This is a genomic window from Gordonia malaquae (assembly GCF_037148075.1).
Lineage (GTDB): Bacteria > Actinomycetota > Actinomycetes > Mycobacteriales > Mycobacteriaceae > Gordonia > Gordonia malaquae.
On record NZ_JBBCUB010000009.1, the window covers coordinates 16,620 to 33,441 of the forward strand.

At 65.8% G+C, this 16,822-nt stretch carries 15 protein-coding genes; 8 read left to right on the plus strand and 7 right to left on the minus strand.

The annotated features are described in order from the left end of the window. The first annotated feature begins 87 nt into the window (after window positions 1-87). Entirely contained in the window at window positions 88-1,620 is a 1,533-nt protein-coding gene (locus WFK36_RS22495; protein ID WP_336794459.1) for an acyltransferase, read from the plus strand. 169 nt (window positions 1,621-1,789) lie between these two features. After that, entirely contained in the window at window positions 1,790-3,298 is a 1,509-nt protein-coding gene (locus WFK36_RS22500; protein ID WP_336794460.1) for an HNH endonuclease signature motif containing protein, read from the plus strand. Between the two features lie 52 nt (window positions 3,299-3,350). Here the strand turns inward: WFK36_RS22500 and WFK36_RS22505 are convergent, their stop codons facing one another. The 3 genes from WFK36_RS22505 to WFK36_RS22515 form a co-directional block, all read right to left on the minus strand. Then, on the minus strand, window positions 3,351-4,262 hold the full coding sequence (locus WFK36_RS22505) for an SGNH/GDSL hydrolase family protein (protein WP_336794462.1): 912 nt from the start codon (window positions 4,260-4,262) through the stop codon (window positions 3,351-3,353). Between the two features lie 190 nt (window positions 4,263-4,452). Beyond that, complete coding sequence (locus WFK36_RS22510) at window positions 4,453-5,433, minus strand: hypothetical protein (protein ID WP_336794465.1); 981 nt, start codon at window positions 5,431-5,433, stop codon at window positions 4,453-4,455. Between the two features lie 177 nt (window positions 5,434-5,610). Beyond that, complete coding sequence (locus WFK36_RS22515) at window positions 5,611-8,157, minus strand: ATP-dependent Clp protease ATP-binding subunit (RefSeq protein ID WP_336794467.1); 2,547 nt, start codon at window positions 8,155-8,157, stop codon at window positions 5,611-5,613. Window positions 8,158-8,478: 321 nt separating this feature from the next. On the opposite strand from WFK36_RS22515, the gene WFK36_RS22520 reads away from it, so the two are divergent. Genes WFK36_RS22520 through WFK36_RS22530 form a run of 3 tightly spaced genes read left to right on the plus strand, consistent with a single transcriptional unit; the run spans window position 8,479 to window position 11,999 of the window. Beyond that, complete coding sequence (locus WFK36_RS22520; RefSeq protein WP_419717524.1) at window positions 8,479-10,038, plus strand: LVIVD repeat-containing protein; 1,560 nt, start codon at window positions 8,479-8,481, stop codon at window positions 10,036-10,038. After that, the gene (locus WFK36_RS22525; protein WP_336794468.1) at window positions 10,035-10,691 is read left to right on the plus strand and encodes a DUF305 domain-containing protein; all 657 of its coding nucleotides are present in this window, start codon (window positions 10,035-10,037) and stop codon (window positions 10,689-10,691) included. The genes WFK36_RS22520 and WFK36_RS22525 overlap by 4 nt, the downstream gene beginning before the upstream one ends. 12 nt (window positions 10,692-10,703) lie before the next feature. Next, a complete protein-coding gene (locus WFK36_RS22530; protein WP_336794469.1) occupies window positions 10,704-11,999 on the plus strand; it encodes an outer membrane protein assembly factor BamB family protein in 1,296 nt (431 codons plus the stop codon). A gap of 5 nt (window positions 12,000-12,004) precedes the next feature. Here the strand turns inward: WFK36_RS22530 and WFK36_RS22535 are convergent, their stop codons facing one another. Then, on the minus strand, window positions 12,005-12,862 hold the full coding sequence (locus WFK36_RS22535; protein WP_336794471.1) for an NAD(P)H-binding protein: 858 nt from the start codon (window positions 12,860-12,862) through the stop codon (window positions 12,005-12,007). 127 nt (window positions 12,863-12,989) lie between these two features. Between WFK36_RS22535 and WFK36_RS22540 the strand changes: the two genes are divergently transcribed. Further along, window positions 12,990-13,391 (plus strand): winged helix-turn-helix transcriptional regulator, encoded by a 402-nt coding sequence (locus WFK36_RS22540; protein WP_336794473.1) that lies wholly within the window; start codon window positions 12,990-12,992, stop codon window positions 13,389-13,391. Window position 13,392: 1 nt separating this feature from the next. On the opposite strand, the gene WFK36_RS22545 is transcribed toward WFK36_RS22540, so the two are convergent. After that, on the minus strand, window positions 13,393-14,049 hold the full coding sequence (locus WFK36_RS22545) for a helix-turn-helix transcriptional regulator (RefSeq protein WP_040519823.1): 657 nt from the start codon (window positions 14,047-14,049) through the stop codon (window positions 13,393-13,395). Window positions 14,050-14,250: 201 nt separating this feature from the next. Between WFK36_RS22545 and WFK36_RS22550 the strand changes: the two genes are divergently transcribed. Both WFK36_RS22550 and WFK36_RS22555 read left to right on the plus strand, forming a co-directional pair. Then, on the plus strand, window positions 14,251-14,583 hold the full coding sequence (locus tag WFK36_RS22550; protein WP_008378535.1) for a hypothetical protein: 333 nt from the start codon (window positions 14,251-14,253) through the stop codon (window positions 14,581-14,583). 3 nt (window positions 14,584-14,586) lie between these two features. Next, window positions 14,587-14,784, plus strand: a complete 198-nt coding sequence (locus tag WFK36_RS22555; RefSeq protein WP_008378533.1) for a CsbD family protein — start codon at window positions 14,587-14,589, stop codon at window positions 14,782-14,784. A 52-nt stretch (window positions 14,785-14,836) separates the two neighbouring features. On the opposite strand, the gene WFK36_RS22560 is transcribed toward WFK36_RS22555, so the two are convergent. Both WFK36_RS22560 and purQ read right to left on the minus strand, forming a co-directional pair. Beyond that, entirely contained in the window at window positions 14,837-16,141 is a 1,305-nt protein-coding gene (locus WFK36_RS22560) for a M18 family aminopeptidase (RefSeq protein ID WP_336794476.1), read from the minus strand. After that, window positions 16,141-16,821 carry a phosphoribosylformylglycinamidine synthase subunit PurQ gene (purQ, locus tag WFK36_RS22565; protein ID WP_008378530.1) on the minus strand — a complete coding sequence of 227 codons (681 nt, stop codon included), beginning with the start codon at window positions 16,819-16,821 and terminating at the stop codon, window positions 16,141-16,143. The genes WFK36_RS22560 and purQ overlap by 1 nt, the downstream gene beginning before the upstream one ends. Window position 16,822: the final 1 nt, after the last annotated feature.

Consider the following 16,822-nt stretch of genomic DNA (forward strand, 5'->3'; position numbering starts at 1 on the left):
TTGGCGAAGGCAACTAGTAACGTTCCAACAAGCCAGAATCGCGCCCACGCCAGGCGCCCCGCCAGACGAGACGGACTTCAACGCGACATGTCAGACACCGAAACAGGCACTCCCGAGAAGAAGCCTGCGAAGAAGGACCGCCACCTCTATCAGATCGACTTCGTGCGACTGGTGACGTTCGCGGGAGTGATCCTCGACCACGTGATTCTGGGGATGGCACCGTACACGGCGATCATCGCCCAGGGTGCCGGCCTGATCCTTCGGTACACCAGGTACTGCTTCTTCGCACTGACCGGTTTCGTCCTGACGTATCAGTATCGGAACCGGGATCTCCACGCTCCGACGTTCTGGCGACGACGGTTCAAGCTCATCGGCCTGCCGTTTCTCGTCTGGTCGCTCTTCTACTGGCTGAACAAGCACTATCAGAAGGGCGGCCTCGAGAACGTCTTCGCGATCTTCGATGACAGCCACACGATCCGACTCGCCGTCAAGAGCTTCGCGTACGACCTGATCACCGGCCACGCCGCCTATCACCTGTACTTCCTGTCGGTGAGCATGCAGATCTACGTCGTGTTCCCACTCGTTCTGTGGGTCATCAAACGGACGTGGGGTTACCACCGCTACCTGCTGGCGCTCAGTGCAGCAGTCCAGGCGTGGTTCATGTTCCAGATGGTCCGCGACTACCCGAAGTCTTTCCTCGGCCTCGACGTCTCGTCACTCTTCGAGGACACGCCGCTCGGCACACTGTGGCGATACCTGCCGATCACAATCCTGCCGTACCAGTTCTTCATCTTCGCCGGCTGCCTCGCCGCCTACCACTTCGAAGCATTCACCGGCTTCATGAAGAAGTACCGCTTCTACATCGTCGGCGCAGCCACTGCGACGATCATCGCAACACTCGTCTACTTCAAGGGCAAGGCGAACGGCGCCGTCGACATGCCCGACCCGGCCGCAGGCACCGAAGAGATGTTCCGCGCAACGAACGTCTTCATGTTCCACAACGTGTTCCTCTTCCTGTCAGTCATCTGCATCCTCTTCATCGGCGGCATGGCGTGGCAGGCACGACGCCGCCCGGGATCGCTGGCCGACACGATCCTCCGAAAGGGTTCCGACCGCTCATTCGCGATCTATCTAGGCCACGTCATCGTCCTGTCGGAGGTCATGTCGACCACTCGCCGGTGGGACAGCCTGTCCATGGGCATGAACATCCTGATCACGTACGTCATCACGCTGATCTTGACCGTGTTCCTCGCCGAGGTCCTGCGCCGTAGCCCAGTGAGCCTGGTGACCACCGGCCGCGAACGCGAAGACTGGCGCAAGCAGACACCGGCGAAGTCAGCAGCCGTCGCCATTGGCGCGATCGTCGTCGGAGGGGCACTCCGCGAGTGGGCCAACACGTCGATTGGTTCGCTCATCGCCGCGATCGGCGTGCTGCTCCTCTGGTCGGCCGCCGTTGTCGCCGCCCGACAGCTGTCGGAGACTCGTGAGGAGCGTGCCGCCGACCGCGCAGCCGCACTCGCCGAGCCTGAACCGTCACTGGTGGATGAGATCGAGGATCCCGTCACCGACATCCCCGTCGACGACGAGACCCCCGCAAGGGTCACCGACAAGAAAGTCTGACAGCTCGACCCTCACGACAACGCCCGGCGAGATTTCTCGCCGGGCGTTGATTTTGACATCTGATCGAACTATTTTGCGAGACTTCTATGATTTGTCGCACACTAGCCTATACTGGAGATAACAGCAAAACCGGACACAGTCCACGACTCGCGGAAGGGAGGCGGACACCATGACCAGCACCTTTGATCTCCCTGATTCGCCTCTCGAACTCGCTCGCCTGCAGGACGCGGTGGCCGCGAAGCTGTCATCGGTGTCCCTGACCCCGATGACCGACGATGACGTCCTGCTCACCGCGAAGGTCTTGGAACAGTCGCATCGCCGGTCCGACGGCGTGGACGCTCGTATCTTCGCCGAAGTCTCCACCCGCGGCGCGTACCGCAAAGCGGGAGCGCAGACGCCGGGCAAGTACCTGACTTCCGCGCTGCGTCTCAGTGCGGGCGCCAGTAAACGCCGCCTGACCGCCGCGCTGGCGATCAGCCCGATGTACAACTACTCCGGCGACCAACTCGACCCGACCCTGCCGGCCACCGCGGCAGCAGTCGCCGATGGTGATCTGTCGGTCGACCACATCACCGAGATCTCCGCCGTCATCGACGAGATACCCGCCGCCATCCCGGCCGAGGACAAGGCCCGTGCCGAAGCCGAGCTCGCCGAACTGTCCCGGGAACTCACCCCGGAAGCCACCCGCGAAGTCGGCCGCCGGATCCTCGCCCACCTCGACCCCGACGGGTCGCTGACCGACGACGCCGACCGCGCCCGCACCCGCGGATTCGCGATCCAACCGCAAGACAAGCGGCTGATGTCCAAGATCCGGGCACAACTGTCGCCGTCGCTTCGAGCAAAGCTCGAAGCAACCCTCACCCTCTGGGCCGAACCCGGAATGAACAACCCCGACGACCCCGAATCACCCCGCGGCGCGGCGCTCGGAGCGGACGCCGAGGCTCTTTCCGCCGCCCGCGAGCGGGACACGCGCTCGCAGTCCCAGCGCAACCACGACGCGCTCGAAGCAATGCTCGACCACCTGCTCGCCAACGGCGCCCTCGGCGACTCCGCCGCCCTCCCCTCACACCTTGTGGTCACCGCTTCGCTGGAGGACCTCGAGAACCGGGCAGGTGTTGCGGTCACCGCAACCGGCACACGCTTGCCGGTCACTGATCTGGTCGACATCGCCGCCGACGCGACACCATGGCTCGAAGTGTTCGAAGGCCAGTCCTCACAGGTTCTGCACCTGGGTCGCGGCAAGCGACTGGCCTCGTTGGCTCAGCGGCTGGCGTTGTTCGGTCGGGACCGCGGATGCACCGCGCCCGGCTGCACTACCCCGTGGTCACGCACCCAAGCCCACCACATGCCCGACTGGCAAGACGGCGGACCCACCGACATCAACCACCTCGGCGGGGCCTGCGGAGGACACAACCGCAGCGTCTCCACCACACCCGGCGGATGGGAGACCACCATCCTCACCTCCGGCCCGTTCAAAGGCCGAGTCGGATGGCGACCCACCGGCTCGAACCAGCCGTGGAAAGTCAACCACTCGTTGCAGCCGGAGAAGCTGCTCCCGGCCATCCGTGCCACTCAGTCCGGGTCGGCGGTCGAGAAATGGTTGTCGTGCCGGATCCCGGCACCACCACCGGGACCACCGGCCCCACCAGGGGTCGACGTGGTGCGCAACCCCGCCTGAGCTGGTCAGGCGGGGACACTGCCATGCTCAAAAGCGTTGAGAACACGCGACACTAGCGCGGACGGAGAACGTCCTCGACAAGCTTCGCGACTCCGGCCTTGCCGGCGGTCGTCGGATGGTACGGAGGGCGGCCAGGGAAGCCCTGCAGCCATGGTTCAGGCGAGCACACGGTGTGCGCCTTACCCGATTGCGACGCCTGTACGAGGGTCGAACCAGTCGCACGCGCAGCACGAGCGGTCGCGCCGGCGAGCGTATCTGCCACGACGCTGGCCTCGAGAACCTCCCACGGGGCCAGCGGGAGTCCGGGACAGACGATGTCAGCAGCCGACACGACAGGCAGGTAGTCGACGAACACGATCCGCGCCGTGGGTGCACGCTTGTGAACTTCTCGCGCGATCGCGATCAGGTTCTGTTCCACCTTCACGAAGTCGGCGGGTGTCGGTGCCGGTGCCGGGATTCGTGACGCATTGCAATGCACGGGCGTAAGACCCGACATCGCCAGGTTCACGCAGCTCTGCACGCCAAGCCGGCCGATGTAGCCGACATCGTTGCCGCCGCTCGTGATCGTGACAAGCGAGGTGTCTGCGGTGACAGCGTTGATCTGGGCCGGCTTGTGATAGCGCTTGGACGGTGCCAGGATCTCGGACGTCGTCGATCCGGCGCAGGTCACGTCCATCAACCGGTAGTGCATGGTCTCGGCGACACGACTCGGGTAGTTGTCGTCGCTGCGTCCGCAGTTGTTCACGCCACGCTTGTTGGACGACGGTCCCGAAGCGAACGAACTCCCCATCGCCACATACTTCGGCAACTCTGCCTTCGGGTGTGCAGCGGCCATCGTCGGTGTTGTCGACGCGCCGCTGTGAGCGTCCCGCGAAGTCGCGATCGCCACGCCGAGACCCGCCACAAGCGCCATCGCAACGATGACGATCATGACGCGCGACAGTTGGAATCGAGACGAGGGCATGACGGCTAGTTTCCCATGAGAACCTGTGAAGTTGCCGAACGTCGACACGACCGAGTGTGTGATGTTTGCCGCGCATCAACGCGGCTGCACCACACGATGGCTTCTGTCGCCGCCGCCCGTGGCGGCGTGTCGCGGCGACAAACGAGAAGGGCCCGACCGATACGGTCGGACCCTCCTCTGGGAGATGACGTCAGTGCTGTGGCGGGCCGTAGCCCTGCGGCGGCTGCTGTCCCGGGTACTGCTGCCCCGGAGCGCCCTGCGGCGGCACCGGCGGGAAGCCACCCTGCGGCTGGCCCGGCTGCTGCCCGTAGTTCGGCTGCGCAGGCTGCTGGCCGTAGTTCGGTGCAGCAGGCGGAACCGAACCGGGCTGCGCGGGTCCAGGCTGCGCGAAGCCAGGAGCACCAGGCACGGCGTTTCCGGTCGGCAGACCACCGGCTCGCGATCCACCGAGCTTTTCGGGTGCGATCGTCATCAGGACTGCCAGACCGCCGACCGCGAGGGCCGCAAGCGAAGCCAGCAACGTCAGCCACAGGCCGTACGACGCTCCGCTGTCCACACCGGCACCTGCCGGAGTGTCCTTCATCGTGCCACCGAATGCGCCGATCGGATCAGCGACGAACACGATAGCGGTGATGGTCGCAGCGACACCTGCGACAGTTGCGACCACTGCACCGATGCCCGGGAACTTGCGAACGACGATCAATACTCCGCCGACGATCAGAACGACACCGAACACGATCATCCACACACCGGGTTTGCCCGGGCCGTCCTCGTCGCTGTTCAGCTCGTCAGCGGTGGGCGCGGACTTGAGAATCTCATCCTTCACCGAGTCCGGCAGAGATCCCGGAAGGTTGACGTCAGTCGAGACATCCGCATTGCCAAGACCACTGATCGACATCTCGATCTTCACGCTCATCGAGTCGCCGCCAAGCGAAGTCGACTGGTCGACAGAAATCGACGCCCACGTGAGGAAGCTGAACACCACAAGCAATAGTCCGATCACGGCTGCGACAGCTCCGACGATCAGACTCTTCTGATTCGGTGCCGCGGTCGGCGCAAGGATCGCCTGGGCCGCCGAAGCCTTCGCTGGTGCAGCTCCGAAGGGCGGAGGTCCAGGCTGCTGCGGATTCGGACCCGAAGGATATTGCGGGTTGGGCGGACCGTAGGTCATGAAATCTCCCCGACGTAGTGATGGATCATGCACCCGGCAGGGGTGCGCTGACCCTTCACTCTAGGAGACGCCCGCCACTCCCGCTCGAACGAGGTCATTCGTTCACACGACCGCGACAGACGACGACGGCCGGTGGGAGTGTCCCACCGGCCGCCGTACTGCTGGATCTATTGCAGATCAGGCCACGTCGTCGCCCGAACCTGCGGTCTTGGTCAGTTCCACGGCGTCATCGGGGATGTTCCGCGGACGCTCCGAACCGGTGAAGGTGAAGTGCGCGTCTTCGCCGTCGCCCTCGCCGTCCCAGCCTTCGACGTCGACCAGGACGATCTGACCGGCCTTGATCTCCTCGAAGAGGATCTTCTCCGACAGCTGGTCCTCGATCTCGCGCTGAATGGTGCGACGCAGCGGACGGGCACCGAGCACTGGATCGAAACCGCGCTTGGCAAGCAGGTTCTTGGCCCGCTCGGTCAGCTCGATGTCCATGTCCTTGTTCTTGAGCTGCTGCTCGACACGACCGATCATCAAGTCGACCATCTGCAGAATCTCGTCCTGTTTGAGCTGGTGGAACACGATGACGTCGTCGATGCGGTTCAGGAACTCGGGGCGGAAGTGCTTCTTCAGCTCGTCATTGACCTTCTGCTTCATCCGGTCGTAGTTCGATCCGCGACCGTCGTCCTTGCTAAAGCCCATGCCGACAGCCTTGGAGATATCGGACGTGCCCAGGTTGGACGTGAAGATCAGAACGGTGTTCTTGAAGTCGACCGTACGGCCCTGACCGTCGGTGAGACGGCCGTCCTCCAACACCTGAAGCAGCGTGTTGTAGATCTCCGGGTGTGCCTTCTCGATCTCGTCGAACAGGACGACGGAGAACGGCTTGCGACGAACCTTCTCGGTGAGCTGGCCGCCCTCGTCGTAGCCGACGTAGCCGGGAGGCGCACCGAAGAGACGCGACGCGGTGAAGCGGTCGTGGAACTCGCCCATGTCGATCTGGATGAGGGCGTCGTCCTCGCCGAACAGGAAGTTCGCGAGGGCCTTCGACAGCTCGGTCTTACCGACGCCGGACGGGCCGGCGAAGATGAACGAGCCCGACGGACGCTTCGGGTCCTTCAGACCTGCGCGGGTACGACGGATCGCCTTCGAGACCGCCTTGACGGCGTCCTCCTGGCCGATGATCCGCTTGTGCAGCTCGTCCTCCATGCGGAGCAGACGCTTGGTCTCCTCCTCGGTGAGCTTGAAGACAGGGATGCCGGTCCAGTTGCCGAGGACCTCGGCGATCTGCTCGTCGTCGACCTCGGAGACGATGTCGAGGTCGCCTGCACGCCACTGCTTCTCCCGCTCGGCGCGCTCGGAGACCAGCTTCTTCTCCTTGTCCCGGAGGCTGGCCGCCTTCTCGAAGTCCTGCGCGTCGATCGCCGACTCCTTCTCCTTGCGGGCGTCGGCGATGCGATCGTCGAACTCGCGGAGATCTGGCGGCGCAGTCATCCGGCGGATGCGCATGCGGGCGCCGGCCTCGTCGATGAGGTCGATCGCCTTGTCCGGCAGGAAGCGGTCGTTGATGTAGCGGTCGGCCAGCGACGCGGCGGCCGCGAGGGCGCCGTCGGTGATGGACACCTTGTGGTGCTGTTCGTAGCGGTCGCGCAGACCCTTGAGGATCTCGATGGTGTGCTCCACCGACGGCTCGCCGACCTGAACCGGCTGGAAGCGGCGTTCCAGTGCGGCGTCCTTCTCGATGTACTTGCGGTACTCGTCGAGAGTGGTGGCGCCGATGGTCTGCAGCTCACCGCGGGCCAACTTCGGCTTCAGGATGCTGGCGGCGTCGATCGCGCCCTCGGCGGCACCCGCTCCGACGAGCTGGTGCAGCTCGTCGATGAACAGGATGATGTCGCCGCGGGTGTTGATCTCCTTGAGGACCTTCTTGAGGCGTTCCTCGAAGTCACCGCGGTAGCGGCTGCCCGCGACCAGGGAACCCAGGTCGAGGGTGTACAGCTGCTTGTCCTTCAGCGTCTCGGGGACATTGCCCGAGACGATGGCCTGCGCGAGGCCTTCGACGACGGCGGTCTTGCCGACGCCGGGCTCGCCGATGAGGACCGGGTTGTTCTTGGTGCGGCGCGAGAGGACCTGCATGATCCGCTCGACTTCCTTCTCACGGCCGATCACCGGGTCGAGCTTGCCCTCGGACGCCGCTGTGGTCAGGTTGCGACCGAACTGGTCGAGCACGAGTGACGTCGACGGGGTGCCGGAGTCGTTGGAGCGACCGCCGGTGCCTGCCGTCTCCGGCTCCTTGCCCTGGTAGCCGGACAGCAGCTGAATGACCTGCTGGCGGACCCGATTGAGGTCGGCGCCCAGCTTCACGAGGACCTGGGCGGCGACGCCCTCGCCCTCGCGGATCAGGCCGAGCAGGATGTGCTCGGTGCCGATGTAGTTGTGACCGAGCTGCAGCGCCTCGCGGAGGCTGAGCTCGAGAACCTTCTTCGCACGCGGCGTGAACGGGATGTGCCCGGACGGGGCCTGCTGGCCCTGGCCGATGATCTCCTCGACCTGACTACGGACGGCCTCGAGCGAGATGCCGAGCGACTCGAGAGCCTTCGCCGCCACGCCTTCACCCTCGTGGATGAGGCCCAGCAGGATGTGCTCCGTGCCGATGTAGTTGTGGTTGAGCATCCGCGCTTCTTCCTGCGCCAGGACGACAACCCGGCGTGCGCGGTCGGTGAACCGTTCGAACATTGTTCTCCCTCGATTGCTTGCGCCCCGGTCGCTGCCACGTCAGCCGTGGCTGTAGATACGACCAGCCCTGCCTTCACTCTAGTGCTCTGGCCGAACTGTGCCTGCATTACGGATGCCCCTGGCGGATGCCAAGGCCCGCGATGGGGGTCTGAGGTTGACAACGTCGCACGCAGGCACGATGTTCCCGACTGTGTACGCCGTGAGCGAACGACGCTCAAGGCGGGCATCGGATCTCTCGAATTGGCCCGAACGGGCCACAGAGTGCAGGTCGAGAGTGTTAGCGTCCGAGACGATCACGACTTCTCAGACGGGGTGGGCGGAATGCGGATCGATCATGCTCGGAAGCGGGCGCGGACACGGTTCGCGACGATCACACTCGCAGTGATTCTGGCTCTCATCGGCTCGATGATCTCCGCGCCACCGGCCGACGCCGCCAATCACTTGTTCCCGGACATCTCCGATGTCGCCGTCGACCGCGCGGACTGCGGTCCGGGGTCCCTTCCCGAGAAGGGGATGCAGGGCCTGGTGAGCGCAGAGGACCGGAACTCGGGCCGGTCACGTCTCGGCTACCGCTGCAACATCACGAAGGTCGGCGGGGTCCGCGGTGCCGGCGGCGGCATAGTGTCGGCCACCTACGACCATTGCAGCTACACCGGCAGTCTGTTCCCCGGCAACAACCTCGTCCGGCAGCCCGGCGTGCAGGTGGTGAACGTCGCCGACCCGGCGAACCCGAAGGTCGTCGGATCGCTCACGTCACCCGCCATGCGCGGCGGCACGTGGGAGACGTTGAAGGTCAACCGGAAGCGCAAGCTCCTCGCGGCGACGGCGGTCCCGCTCCTGTGGGGCGGCGGATTCTTCGCTGTGTACGACATCTCCGACTGCGAGCATCCGAAGCTCCTCAACTCCGGTCCCGGAACCGCTACGCCGCTTCCGTTCACCTCGCACGAGGGCGGATTCTCGCCGGACGGCAGGACGTACTGGGCGTCCGGCGTCTTCCCCGGTCACCTCAGCGCCATCGACATCTCCAATCCGCGATCACCGAGGGTCATCTGGCAGGGATTGCACAGCTTCCTCGGACACGGGTTCGGCATCTCCCCCGACGGCAACCGCATGTACCTGTCGAACATGGCCGGGATCACCGTCCTCGACATCAGCTCAGTTCAGCGGCGCACTCGGTTCCCGCAGGTCAGGCACCTCGCCGCGTACCTGTGGCCGGACGGCCAGCTCAATCAGCACTCGATTCCGGTGATGATCGGCGACCGTCCGCACATCATCACCGCCGATGAGGGCGGCTCCGGCGGCGTCAAGGTGTTCGATGTGACGAAGGTGAACAGCCCGAAGTACGTCGCGCAGATCAAACTCGAGGTGAACCTTCCGGAGAACCTCGACACCAATCTCCGCTCCTCGATGGGCGGCAGTCTGTTCTCGTCGAACCCGCACTACTGCGCGGTCGACCGCCCGAACGAGCCGACGACCCTCGCCTGCTCGTGGGAGTCGTCGGGCATCAGAGTCTTCGACATCAGAGATCTGAAGAAGATCTCTGAGATCGGCTACTACAACCCGCCCGCCCAGAAGAATGCGACGATCGCCGACCTGCCGAATTCGCCGCACGTCCTCGGTTCGATCATCGGGGTGCCCGCCATCGAGTTCCTCAGCCTCGGAATGTCCATCGTCAACGGCAAAGTGAAGCTCAACGATGCGCTGGGCCCACGCTCGGGCATGGTCGTCGGCGGCGACATGTCGACCGACTGGTGCTTCTCGCCTCCGGAGTTCCACGGCCAGCAGGTGTGGACGACGTGCGCCGACGGCGGCTTCTACGCGTTGGAGCTGAGTCCACGGATCTACACGCCGCCCGCCGACCAGGAGTCGACCATCGGATGACCCGACGTGCGATGACTGCCGTATGCGCAGTCGGCGTCGCCGTGCTGCTCGTCATCGCGGGCCTGTTCGCGGGCGTCGCCTGGGAGAACCACCGCGCCGAGGCACGCTCTCACGAACCACGGCCCGTCGATGTCGGGTTCGCGCAGGACATGAGCGTCCACCACGATCAGGCGATACTGATGGCGCAGACACTGGCCCGCGACGTCGCACCAGAGGTCCGCGGACTCGCCGATCGGATCGTGGCGACGCAGACCGCCGAGGCGGCGACCATGCGCGGCTGGCTCGACTGGTTCGGTGAGCCGCTGACGCCCAGCGCGCCGATGTCATGGATGCATCCGTCCGAGCACGACGACCACGGCCCGGCGCCACAGGCGGACGACAACACCCCTCCGATGCCGGGTTTCGCGAGCACCGACGATCTCGCCCGCCTCGCCTCCGCTCACGGCGTGGACGCCGAGGTCTGGTTTCTCCAGCTGATGATCCGACACCACGAGGGAGGCATTGAGATGGCGACCGCAGCGCAGAACTCGGACGAGGCGTCGGGTGCCACCCGACGCCTGGCACTCGCCATGATCACCGAACAGGGCGACGAGATCGGCCAGATGACCGTGATGCTGAAGGCGCGGGACGCCGAGCCCCTTCCGCCCGCGTGATGTACTGATCGCATGTCGATCCGGAGCACCCTCGCACGTCTGCCGTTCGGGATGGGAACGGTGGCCGCGGTCGGCGCCGTGGCCCTGGTCGTGACGGCAGGCGTCGTGCTGATGCCCGGCGACTCCGTGTCGTCGGACGACGCCGCGCACGGTGTGCTCGAGGAGTACACGTCGGCCCCGACCGAACAGTGGACTCTCGACGACACGTCGCTGCCCGGCCTCACCGGCGACGGAGACGTCGCCATCGCCGACGTCCACCGCGGGGACTGGCTCGTGTCGTACACCGCGGGCATCCGGCGCCAGTACGTGCTGGTCGACGCGAACACAGGGTCGCTTCGATGGGACGCGCCGGTCAACGCGGGCTTCGGTGCGTGCGCGTTCAACACTGCCGGACAGGTGGGCTGCGCCGTCCGCACCCGCACCGACGGTCCGGACAACGGCTTCTACCTCGTCTCCGACTCCGGGTCCCTCGAACGCCAGACCGACGAGTCCGACACGTCGGCACTTGTCGGCCTCGCAACCGATTTCGTGCACGTCAACAGCACTCGCTACCAGGTGTCACGTCGCACGATCGACGGCGAGGTCCGGTGGAGTCGGACGTTCGCGTCGGCGGCGACCCCGTCGTACACCGACGGCGTGCTGGTCGTCCAGAACACCGACGGCAGCGCACAGGTCCTCGATCCCCTGACCGGCGACGACGTCCTCGCCTGCCGGACGTGCACGGTGCAGACCTACCCGACGGGAGTGCTCGTCTCCCACGACCCGCTCGGACGAGCGTCCGTCGACTTCCACCCCGTGGTGAACGGTGTCGTCGACGCCGATTCCGTGCACACCGCGCGAAGCCAGTCGCTCGTGTCCGGACCGTCCACGCTGCCGGTGCTCGGCGCCGCAGGCGATCAGTCCATGGAGACCCACGGCCGCTACCAGGTCGTCGACCCGGCGACCGGCGACGCCCTGTGGCAGGTGAACGACAAGGAACTGTCGAAGGTCCACACCCGCCCGTGCGGTCCACACGTCACCGTCGCCCGCAAGGACCGCTCGCGCGTGTTCCTGTCGCTCGCGGAGGGAACCGTGATCGGTGAGCTTCCACCTCCGGCATTCGGCGACCCGTCCGCGGACATCGACAAACTCGCCTGCGTCGGGGCGTCCGACGACATCGCCGTCTTCACCGACGGCAACCAGCTCACCGCGTATCGCCCGTCGACCGGCTCAGTGGCGTGGACCTACCCCATCGGCGGCGCCGCATACGACATCGACGGTCGGATCGCCCTCCAACAGGGCTCCACCCTGACCGTCCTCGCGCCATAGGAGAATCAGCGCAGCGCTGCCCCGATAACCTCGGCGAACGTGGTTCCGGCAGCACCGCGAAGGTCCGCGAGGTCCGTGGACTCCGAGTCGAGCGCACCCTGTGCGGCTCCGCCGTCGGAGTCGGAGAACACGTGCGCCGCACCCTCCGGCAGGCCCGCCTGAATGAGGGCGGCGGCGTAGTCGGCGACCGGAAGGTCCTGGTACACGACATCCGTGCCCGACACCGCGGCGAAGGTCGCGGCGATGTCCGCGTAGGTCAGGTGCTCAGCCCCTGCGAGTTCATAGACCGACCCGGCCGCCGAGCCGATGAGTGCCGCCGCAGCGGCGTCGGCGTAGTCGGCGCGCGCCGCAGGCGCGACCGTCGCGGTCCCGGCCGATCCGTAGAAGACGCCGCCGTCGATCGCGGCCTGCGCCGAGGCAGCGTAATTCTCGGAGTACCAGCCGTTGCGGAGCAGGATCACGTCGAGGCCGCTGTCGGCGAGCAGTTTCTCGGTCTCCCGGTGCTCGGCCGCCAGCATCAGCGGCGAGGTCGGCGCGCCCAGCAGGCTCGTGTAGGCGACCAGACCGACACCGGCGTTCTTCGCGGCCTCGATCACGTTGGTGTGCTGTGCGGTACGACGCCCTACCTCTGATCCGGACACGAACAACAGCTTGTCGACGCCTGCGAGTGCACCCGCGAGGGTCTCCGGCTTCTCGTAGTCTCCGGTGCGGACCACGACACCCGACTCGGCGAGCGTTCCCGCTTTCGTGGTGTCCCGCACGATCGCGACGATGTCGGAGGCCGCCACGCCTCGTCGGATGAGCGCGGCCACTGCCGCCCCACCGAGTCCACCAGTTGCTCCGGTCACTGCGTACGTCGTCATGGTTGCCCCTTCGAGAGTTCTCGTCCGGCGATCGACTGATCGCTACCCCACGATCATGCACTTACATTTCGTACAGTGCAACACTAGTAGTCAGCACCAGCACTCTCGTGGGGCTAGAATGTGAGGCATGACCGAGAACCCGACTGCCTCTGACGTCGACCCGACGCTGGAGGCCGACGTGTTCTCACGCAACTGTTCGTCGCGCGCCGTTCTACAGAACGCCACGAGCCGATGGGGTCTGCTCGCCCTTGTCGCGCTGCGCGACGGCGACCTCCGGTTCAGCGCCCTGCGTCGCCGTGTCGACGGGATCAGTGAGCGCATGCTGTCACAGACCCTGCAGTCGCTCGAACGCGACGGATTCGTCAATCGGGAAGTGCTGCAGGCGATCCCGCCACGCGTCGAGTACTCGCTGACGGAGCTCGGAGCCGCAGCGGCCGAGCGGCTGGCGGACCTGATCGACCTCGTCGAAGGGCACATCGCCGAGGTTCACGAGTCGCAGGAAGCACACGACGCGCGACGCAACGGCTGAGTCAGTCCGCGAGTTCGGTCCCCGGGTCGTCGACCCGGATCCGGTCGGGCAGAAAGCCGTGACCCGCGCCCCAGATGACGGCCTGGGCGCGCGTCGAGACGCCGATGCGCCGATATCCGCTGCGGATGTACGTCTTCACGGAATTGATCGACAAGCCGGCCCGTTCCGCGATCTCCACATTGCTCAACCCCTGAGTGATCAACGCGAGAACTTCCGATTCTCGCTGGGTCAGCCCCTCCTCGCGACCCGGCCAGTCGCCTGCCGCGACCTTCGTGCGGGAGCCTCCGAGGTGGATCGTCTCCGTCCCGTCGTGGACCGCGCGGAGCGCGGCGACAAGCTTCGCGGCCGGCAACCCTTTCGCGATGTATCCACCCGCACCGTTCGCGAGCGCGGAGCGCACCAGACGACTCTCGACGTTCCATGAATAGACCACAACGCGTCCGACCGCCGGGTTCGCGGCCAGTTCACGAACCTGATCCTTGTCACCCTGCGGATTGGCGAATGAGTCGTACAGCGCTATGTCGACCCTGTCGTCGACTGTCGTGTTCGCGTTCAGCTCGACGATCTCGACATCGTCGCCATAGGCGCGCAGCATCGCGGCGAGACCACGCACGACGACTTCGTAATCGTCGACGATCGCAATTCGAATCGCATTCACGTGCCACACAATACTCAATTGAATCTTTCACCCCTGGGGGTGAAGACAGGCGCCATTCATTCTCCGTAATGTTCGGTCCAGCGCCGAGAAGGAGGATCTCGGCGCACTGTGCGCTCACTCGAGGAGTGCGAACAGTCGACGCGTCACAGGAGGTCGGGCGGAGTCCCGACCGGGTCGTGCACCATCACGAGAAGGACTGCGATGACGGCGGCCTTGGGTCTTGCGATCGGTTGGGGCGCCGTGGGAGGCGCCGTCGGATGGCTTGCCGGCCGACTACTCCAGGAGTCGACTCACCGAGACCGGCGAGCGTACCTGCTGGTGGGGGCGACAGGTGGAGTGTCCGGCGGTTCTGTCATCCGCACGATCGGCGTCGACGCCGCCGAAGGGGGATGGCTGTTCAGCATCCTCGGGGCCCTCGCCGGAGGGTGCGCCCTGCTGCTCGCAGCCGGTCTGTGCGCGGCGATCGTTCGCAGTGGAACGGAAGTCGACTCCACTCGCACTGATGACAATCGATCCATCACGAAAGAGGAATGATCAATGGGCATCAACGACAAGTTCGAGAACAAGGCCGAGGAACTGAAGGGCCGCGCGAAAGAGGCCGCAGGCGCCGCGACCGGAGACGACGATCTGAAGAACGAGGGAAAGGCCGATCAGGCCTCGTCGGCCGTCAAGAAGGGCATCGAAGAGGTCAAGGACAAGGCCAATGAGGTGATCGGAAAGATCACCGGTTCCTGACTTTCATCTGCCACGATGGGCCTCGATCACAGATCGGGGCCCATCGTCTGTTTCAGCGCAGGAACGCTGCCAGTGCGGCGGAGTACATGGCTACGTCGTCGGCGCCCATGAGTTCACGACAACTGTGCATGGCGAGCTGCGGCGCCCCCACGTCGACGGTCAGCAGACCGGTCCGGGTCGCGGTCAGCGGACCGATCGTCGAACCGCACGGCAGGTCGGCTCGATGGATGTACCGCTGCAACGGGACGCCGGCGTCGCGGCACGCCAGCGCGAACTCGGCCTCGCCGATCGCATCCGACGCGTACCGCAGGTTCTGATTCACCTTCAGCACCGGGCCGCCGTTCACCGCGATGTGGTGACTCGGCTCGTGCCGCTCGGAGTAGTTGGGATGGGTGGCGTGGGCCATGTCGCCCGACGCGCAGATGCTCGACGCCATGATCCGCAGGAACTCGTCGCGGTCGCCGCCGAGCGCGCCGACGATCCGTTCGCAGACGGTGACCAGGAAGTCGGACGACGCTCCACGTTCGGACCCCGACCCGACTTCTTCGTGGTCGAAGAGAGCGAGCATCGCGATCCCGCGCGGCTGTCCGCCCTCGCCTCCCGAGCGCAGTCGAGGGACATCCAACAACGCCCGGAGACCGGCGTAGCAGGTCCCCTGATTGTCGAGACGCGGCGCGCTGAGGAGGTCACCCGCAGATCCGATGATGCGTGACGGCGTGACGTCGTGGGTCATCAACTCCCAGCCGAGGACCGCGTCGGGGTCGACACCTGCCCGGTCGGCGACGTATTCGAGCAGCGGTTGATTCTCTCCGACGCCGCGGATCCCGTCCACATGACGCTGCGGGTCGAGATGAACGCCTTTACGGTCGTCGGACAGGTGGATCGCGAGCTGCGGCACGCGCAGCACGGGTTCGTCGATGCGGACCAACGTGTGCGCCACGCGGCCGCCGTCGTTGTACGCGAGTCGGCCCGAGAGGCCGAGGTCCCGGTCCAGCCACGAGTTGAGCCAGGCGCCGCCGTACGGTTCGAGCGCCACCGTCGACAGGCCGGCGGCCGTTCGGTCCGGGTTCTGCTTGACCCGCAGGTTCGGACTGTCCGTGTGGCCGCCGACGATGCGGAACGGTTGCGGCGCATACGAACTGAGTCCTTCCAGCACCGACGCGTCCCACGCGATGATCGAGCCGCCGCGGATCACATAGCCGCGGACCGTCGTCGACCAGGGGCGATCCTCGAACACGCGCACGTAGCCCGCGGCATCGAGTTCCGCGGCGACTGTGGCACAGACATGAAACGGCGACGGCGAGGCGTCGATGAAGTCACCGAGCCCCGCCGCCGTCGCAGACGTGTTCACCGCCATCAGACTGCCGACAGCACCGAGTCCAGCGCCGAGTAGAACAGGCCGAGACCGTCGTCGGACGGACCGGTCAAAGCCTCCGTCGCGTGCTCCGGGTGCGGCATCAGACCGACGACGCGGCCGTTGGCACTCGAGATGCCTGCGATGTCGAGTTGGGAGCCGTTCGGGTTGTCGCCCGCGTACGTGAACGCGATGCGACCTTCGCCCTTGAGCTCTTCGAGCGTCTCGTCGGACGCGACGTAGCGGCCTTCACCCGACTTGAGCGGGATCAGGATCTCGGCGCCGACCTCGTAGCGACTGGTCCAGGCGGTCGTGTTCGACTCGACGCGCAGCCACTCGTCGCGACAAATGAAGTGCAGCCCCTCGTTGCGGATCAGCGCGCCCGGCAGCAGCCCCGCCTCGCAGATGATCTGGAAGCCGTTGCAGATGCCGAGTACGGGCATGCCTCCCTCGGCGGCCTTGACGACCTCGCCCATGACCGGCGCGAACTTCGCGATGGCGCCTGCACGCAGGTAATCGCCGTACGAGAAGCCGCCGGGCACGACGATCGCGTCGACGCCCTTCAGGTCGGCGTCGCCGTGCCACAGGGACACGGCTTCTCCGCCTGCTGCGGTCACGGCGCGCGCGGCGTCGACGTCGTCGAGGGTTCCGGGGAACGTGATGACTCCGATGCGGGCGGTCATG

Bases quoted from the DNA above. Each gene is read 5' to 3' on its own strand.
- WFK36_RS22495 (WP_336794459.1), top strand. From the start codon at position 88: ATGTCAGACACCGAAACAGGCACTCCCGAGAAGAAGCCTGCGAAGAAG.
- WFK36_RS22500 (WP_336794460.1), top strand. From the start codon at position 1,790: ATGACCAGCACCTTTGATCTCCCTGATTCGCCTCTCGAACTCGCTCGC.
- WFK36_RS22505 (WP_336794462.1), bottom strand. From the start codon at position 4,262: ATGCCCTCGTCTCGATTCCAACTGTCGCGCGTCATGATCGTCATCGTT.
- WFK36_RS22510 (WP_336794465.1), bottom strand. From the start codon at position 5,433: ATGACCTACGGTCCGCCCAACCCGCAATATCCTTCGGGTCCGAATCCG.
- WFK36_RS22515 (WP_336794467.1), bottom strand. From the start codon at position 8,157: ATGTTCGAACGGTTCACCGACCGCGCACGCCGGGTTGTCGTCCTGGCG.
- WFK36_RS22520 (WP_419717524.1), top strand. From the start codon at position 8,479: ATGCGGATCGATCATGCTCGGAAGCGGGCGCGGACACGGTTCGCGACG.
- WFK36_RS22525 (WP_336794468.1), top strand. From the start codon at position 10,035: ATGACCCGACGTGCGATGACTGCCGTATGCGCAGTCGGCGTCGCCGTG.
- WFK36_RS22530 (WP_336794469.1), top strand. From the start codon at position 10,704: ATGTCGATCCGGAGCACCCTCGCACGTCTGCCGTTCGGGATGGGAACG.
- WFK36_RS22535 (WP_336794471.1), bottom strand. From the start codon at position 12,862: ATGACGACGTACGCAGTGACCGGAGCAACTGGTGGACTCGGTGGGGCG.
- WFK36_RS22540 (WP_336794473.1), top strand. From the start codon at position 12,990: ATGACCGAGAACCCGACTGCCTCTGACGTCGACCCGACGCTGGAGGCC.
- WFK36_RS22550 (WP_008378535.1), top strand. From the start codon at position 14,251: ATGACGGCGGCCTTGGGTCTTGCGATCGGTTGGGGCGCCGTGGGAGGC.
- WFK36_RS22555 (WP_008378533.1), top strand. From the start codon at position 14,587: ATGGGCATCAACGACAAGTTCGAGAACAAGGCCGAGGAACTGAAGGGC.
- WFK36_RS22560 (WP_336794476.1), bottom strand. From the start codon at position 16,141: ATGGCGGTGAACACGTCTGCGACGGCGGCGGGGCTCGGTGACTTCATC.
- purQ (WP_008378530.1), bottom strand. From the start codon at position 16,821: ATGACCGCCCGCATCGGAGTCATCACGTTCCCCGGAACCCTCGACGAC.